Origin of the sequence: Psychrobacter sp., from assembly GCF_030457785.1 — a bacterium.
Lineage (GTDB): Bacteria > Pseudomonadota > Gammaproteobacteria > Pseudomonadales > Moraxellaceae > Psychrobacter.
Map to the genome: position 1 here is coordinate 1 of NZ_JAKDUI010000179.1, position 5,632 is coordinate 5,632.

Here is a 5,632-nt window from a genome sequence, read left to right on the forward strand (position 1 = left end):
CGCATTCATCCCACTACCTTAGAGGTAGGGGATTTCTGCGGTAAAATGTTAAACGCTTTGCCACAATCCTTCAGTGTGAACTGAGGCTGCCTTGATGGTTGGATAATCGGTAAATGCAAGTTGGTAGCCGCCAGTGGTATTCTCACTAATCTGACACCTTGCTCCCAGTGGGAAGCTGTGTTTGTTGCCAATGTGCCCAAAGCTCATGCCACTATAGATCGGCAATCCTGTCAGCTGCTGCAGTTGACGAATCACGGTAGCGACATCATAGCGCTTGTCGTAGCTGTCTTCACCTGAACCTGATAATGCGCCAAAGACAATTGCTTGCTGACCCTCAAACACACCTGCTAAATACAAATCATAGAGCATGCGCTCGATACGATACGCCTGCTCGCCCACATCTTCTAAAAACACAATGCCACCACGAATACGTGGTAAGTATTCACTGCCTGCCAGCGCTGATACGACACTCAAATTGCCACCCCAAATGGTGCCTGTTATAGTTTTCGGTTCGCCACTTGCCAAGATACTCGGTAAGTTTGTACTGGTCAAAGACGCATCTGGCACGGTAATAGCCAAACTGGGATTGGTAAGTGCTTCCGAAAACTGCCGACAGCTTACTTGGTCAGGATTGGTTTTACCAAATTCACTATAAAGCATCGGCGCGGCAAGCGAGCTCATATCCCCTTTCGCCAAAAGCGCACATTGAATGGCGGTCACATCACTAAAGCCCGCCAGTATCGTACCGCGCTCCTGCATAATACGCCCAAGCGTCGACCAATCAACCATAGGCAGCAAACGAACTGCCCCATAGCCGCCGCGTACGCCTAATAGTAGCTTTGGTGCCTCAATAGCACCAGTAGCGATGTTTTGCAAATCACTCGCGCGCTGCGAATCAGTCCCAGCAAAGCGCAAATACTGGCGACTGGTAATGGCAGGATTATCTACTTTGAAACCTGCACAAGCCAAACGCTGCAATGCCAGTTGAATACGCTCATTACTGCCACCCACATTGGAGCTAGCAAAGAGCCGTGTCTCGATACTCGGCGCGATACAGGTTCTTTCTACTGCTTGTGACGTCGTCGTTTGCGCTGCAGACTCTTCGCTCACCCATGAAGTCGGCAAGTCATCTTTGGTAAACTGCAGGCGTCGGTCTTGCTCAGCAGAGTTCGCTGCCAATACCTGAGTCATGCTGTGACTCGCAACCAGTCCTGCGCCCGCACTGATGCCAGCTTGACGTAAAAACTGGCGACGATTAACCACAGATAATTTTTTGGTCATTATGCTACCTTTTGTACCATTCAATTGATGCTTTTTTAACAAAGATGCCATAAACAAGCGTCGCACGACTTAACATACAGCACATACAGCTCTTTTTGGCACCCTATTATAACGCAGGTGACCACGCTCACGTGGCTGTAGTGGCGTTAGCTTATTATATTTTTCGGACACACTCATGTTTTGGAGAGGACGAAACAAATAATCACTACTAAAACCAAGCAGAAAAACCCCATGATTGATATCGCGATACTGACAAGTTACTTGATATGATCAAGCGGATTTTGGTAAGGTTTGACGAATATTTGGTTATTTTAACCTGTACCTCTCAGACTGAATATTTAAGGCATATCACCAATCAACACATTCAATCATTTTAAGACTTACTATTTAAGATTCATTATTTGAGATTCACTGTTTAAGCAATGATACGTCAAGTGATGACACGCCCTAACCTAGTAAATAAAGTTATACAGATATACCCATAGTCTTATTTGGAGGAAGTCACGACTCTTGCTATAGTAAAGGGTGAATCATGGAAAAGCACAGGGCGTGTTTGTGAATAATCAAACACGCCCTAATCCAAACCTTCAAATACGCAAGGAACACGAGCATGGCCGATAAAGAAAAAGAAGATAAGAACCTAATGGAGAGCATCAAACACATATTGGGTAAAGAAGACAAAATAAACGATCAGCTCGATAACGGTCGTGGTCTTGAACGCTACGCCAAAGACTTGCTGCTACTAATGAGCTTGGTAAAAGATTACTATCGAGGCAACTATCGCAATATTCCCTACAAAACCATCTCAGCAGCCGTCGTGGGTTTGCTCTATGTGCTCAACCCCATCGATCTCATTCCAGATTTCATTCCTTTCATCGGTCAAGTCGACGACGCTTTGGTACTGAGATTCTGTCTGAAGCTGATGGAAAAAGACTTATCGAAGTACAAAAAATGGAAAGAGCAACAGACCGATTCTGAAAAAGAAGCCGAAGAGTCTAACGACACGAAGGCTAATGAGGACGAAGAAGAGAACACTGAAGCTAGCGACGATAAAAAAGAAAGTAAGAAATAATCGCAGCTGTCTGCGCAGCGCAATGATTCCAATAATTGCTTGTAACGCCTGTAAAAATAGCAGAGTCAATGAAAACATCATTGACCCTGCTGTTTTTTTAATACCCCAATCTCAACCGCGCAACCAGCCCTGTCAACTGACAAAAAACACTTTATTTTATCTACTAAAAAACCATCAATCTGGCACATCATAGCTGGCTTTTTCTGGGTTAAGACCAAACGAGTATACAAAGGTCGCAACAAGGCTGTTAACGACAATAAAAGGCACATCCATCGTGACATGTCCAAGCAAATAGCGACCCATAAGCCACGAGACTACAAGCATGACGAGGCAAAACCCAACCATATACAACAAAATAGTCGGATGCTTCAGGTTGTACGGCTGCTCTGGCTCCGGCTTTTTATCCAGTATATATGTTCTGACGGCCCAACCAGCAGCATACGAGAACCCACCCAACACCACATAACTAAAAAAACCCATATTGCCTAACTCTATTAAACTAATTATTTATCGTAAGCGCGATATATTTGAGCATTTGCGACTGAACAACTCTAAATGCTTTTACTTTCTACCTATTTTCACTGGCTATCTTCATGAACCACTCTGATCTCACTGACCACATTGTCACCGACCCTTTGATCAGCTGAATTGACGTTATCAATGACAATATCAGCATGCGGATTGGCTAAAACATCTGTATTGACCTCATCACATTCTACACGGTAAATAGTATTTGCCCCACGATAAATATAGGATAAATACTCACTGTCTAGTAACGGGTCTATATTGGCATAAACAGGTCTGACATGAGCCAGCACCAGCACCCTATCAGGGCGACCGATGACTGCATCAACATTGTCCGGATCAATAGAGAAAAACTGCGGTATATCGCTGTTTTCTATCAACTCCAACGGTTCAGGATCATCCCAAACGCGGCTCGCATTTGCAGGCTCTTTCATCTGCATTATCCATGCGCCATCTTGTTGGCTAACTTTGATTTGTGCAGGTTCATCGTGACTGACCGTATAGCAACCTGCAAAGACTGTTAAGTCCTCTGCTGCAACCGTATCGCCACTACCTTGAGTATCGTTGCACGCAGTCAATAAAACCGTACTGGTCACTGCCATGGCAAGCAACAATCGCGTCTTTCTTATATTGAGACGATGTAAGTCTAAAAACATGATGGCGTTATCCTGCGTTTATGCATAAAAATTGTTAATTGAGCACCTGACTATCATTTATTCAACTCAAAACAAATGGCAAGAAGCTGTTCAAAGGCATGAAGTTACGACAGATAGTCGACCAAACAAGGCTGCTTATTCTAACAGAAAACCAGAATGAAATATTATCCTCTCACTGTCAGTTAGGGTTTTGTGATTTTGTGCCCCTCTACCACCCATCATTATGCTAGATTTGCTATACTTAATTTCAGAATAGCCCGTCCCAGCCGGGAGAAAAAACAACAAGAAACCATTCCTTACTTCACCGTCATCATTACCGATTTCACTTATTAGGTTACTCAGCTTTTATGTCAGACTCTCAGCATTCCGTGTCACATACCCATCAAAACAACACAACTGACCCATTGGCTGCCAAAGCAAGCACTACCGTCGCCTACACAGATGGCGCCTGCAAAGGCAATCCAGGCGCTGGTGGCTGGGGCGCGCACCTTATTTTTAGTGATGGTCAAACGCAAGACTTGTATGGTGGTGATAAAAAAACAACCAATAACCGCATGGAACTAATGGGTGCGATACAAGCTTTAACCCACAGCCCACACGAACAAAACCTCGAAATTTGGACCGATTCTAGCTACGTCAAAAACGGCATTACCAAGTGGATCGAAGGTTGGAAAAAAAAGGGCTGGAAAACATCGAGTAAAAAACCGGTCGCCAATCAAGACCTGTGGCAACAACTAGATGAGCTCTGCCAGCAGCGTGATGTGGACTGGCATTGGGTCAAAGGTCATGCCGGTCATGCTGGCAACGAAAAAGCCGATGAGTTGGCAAATCTGGGCGTGACCTCTAGTAGCGAAGCGCAACCCACGGCAAATGTACTCCAGTCACCTAAAAAAAAACAGCAAACAATGGCTAATGCAACAGAAAAACCCAACGATGATTGGTTAAGTTTTGATCCACTGGGTTTTGATATGACATGCGATGAGAGTGACGACTTCGACGCTACGCCATTAGAAAATTCGGAAAATAACCACCTCGAAAGCGAAGCTCATACACCCATACTCGACGAGAAAAACAATCATCAAGACCCACTCGACCAAAAAACCCTTGCAAACACTAACCACTCTCAAAGCCATGCGACCAAACCAATGAGTGATACAAAGATGCCAGAAGCCCAAGCACCTATGACAGAATCAAATACGAACAACCAAACATCTGGTATTGAACCTACCATTGACGCGGATGCGCCAAAATTCGATGGTGATACCAGTCGTGCCAATCCACACTTTAAACCCCTGTTACCCAAACCCGTTCATCGTCACGAGTCAGATCGTCAGCTGATTATGGATACGGAGACCACAGGGCTGGATCCGCTAAAAGGTGACCGCATCATCGAGGTCGGTATCGTCGAGCTTGTCGGCCGCAAGTTCACTGGTGAAAAACTGCATGTCTACATCAACCCAAAACGCGGCATGGACGAAGAAGTTATTCGCATTCATGGTATCTCCGAGGCTTTCTTAGCAGACAAACCCACATTCGATCAAGTCGCACAGTCGTTATATGACTTCATGAGCGGTGCTGAGATCGTCGCACACAACGCTACCTTTGATATCAACTTCTTAAACATGGAGTTTGCCAAAGTTGGCTTACACGACTTCTCCGAAAAAGTACAAGTGACTGACTCGCTAGCCATGGCTAAACAGCAGTACCCTGGGCAAAAGAATACACTAGATGCCTTGGTTCGCCGCCTAGATGTCGGTAAACAAGACCGTACCTTCCATGGGGCTTTACTTGATTCAGAGATTTTAGCTGAAGTCTATCTGGCGATGACTGGCGGACAGGTAACCCTCGCTATTGAAGAAGACACACAAGCAGAAGGCGGTCAAACCGCTCATGCCAATTTTTCAGACTTGGCTTCATTGCTGCTAGAATCGTCTATGGATGAAAACGCCAACCAAAGCTGGTATGCGTCACTTTCAGAAGACTATCCTAATCTCAAAACCCATATATAAAGCTCCTTACGGTTACTGCCTTATCCAATATTTATACCCCACTCTCAACTTCGAAAGTGATTGAAAAAAGAAGAGCACCTCACTAATCT

5 protein-coding genes are annotated in these 5,632 nt (G+C 44.9%); 2 read left to right on the top strand and 3 right to left on the bottom strand.

Annotation, left to right across the window (positions count from 1 at the left end):
* Positions 1-48: 48 nt before the first annotated feature.
* Entirely contained in the window at positions 49-1,281 is a 1,233-nt protein-coding gene (locus L0J61_RS08735; RefSeq protein WP_301466060.1) for an LD-carboxypeptidase, read from the bottom strand.
* Positions 1,282-1,891: 610 nt separating this feature from the next.
* Between L0J61_RS08735 and L0J61_RS08740 the strand changes: the two genes are divergently transcribed.
* Positions 1,892-2,353, top strand: coding sequence for a YkvA family protein (locus L0J61_RS08740; protein WP_301466061.1), 462 nt, complete (start codon positions 1,892-1,894; stop codon positions 2,351-2,353).
* Positions 2,354-2,527: 174 nt separating this feature from the next.
* Here L0J61_RS08740 and L0J61_RS08745 read toward each other — a convergent pair whose 3' ends face one another.
* Both L0J61_RS08745 and L0J61_RS08750 read right to left on the bottom strand, forming a co-directional pair.
* The gene (locus L0J61_RS08745; protein ID WP_301466062.1) at positions 2,528-2,833 is read right to left on the bottom strand and encodes a hypothetical protein; all 306 of its coding nucleotides are present in this window, start codon (positions 2,831-2,833) and stop codon (positions 2,528-2,530) included.
* A 98-nt stretch (positions 2,834-2,931) separates the two neighbouring features.
* Positions 2,932-3,534, bottom strand: a complete 603-nt coding sequence (locus tag L0J61_RS08750; protein WP_301466063.1) for a hypothetical protein — start codon at positions 3,532-3,534, stop codon at positions 2,932-2,934.
* 347 nt (positions 3,535-3,881) lie between these two features.
* On the opposite strand from L0J61_RS08750, the gene dnaQ reads away from it, so the two are divergent.
* Positions 3,882-5,543, top strand: coding sequence for a DNA polymerase III subunit epsilon (dnaQ, locus tag L0J61_RS08755; protein WP_301466064.1), 1,662 nt, complete (start codon positions 3,882-3,884; stop codon positions 5,541-5,543).
* Positions 5,544-5,632: the final 89 nt, after the last annotated feature.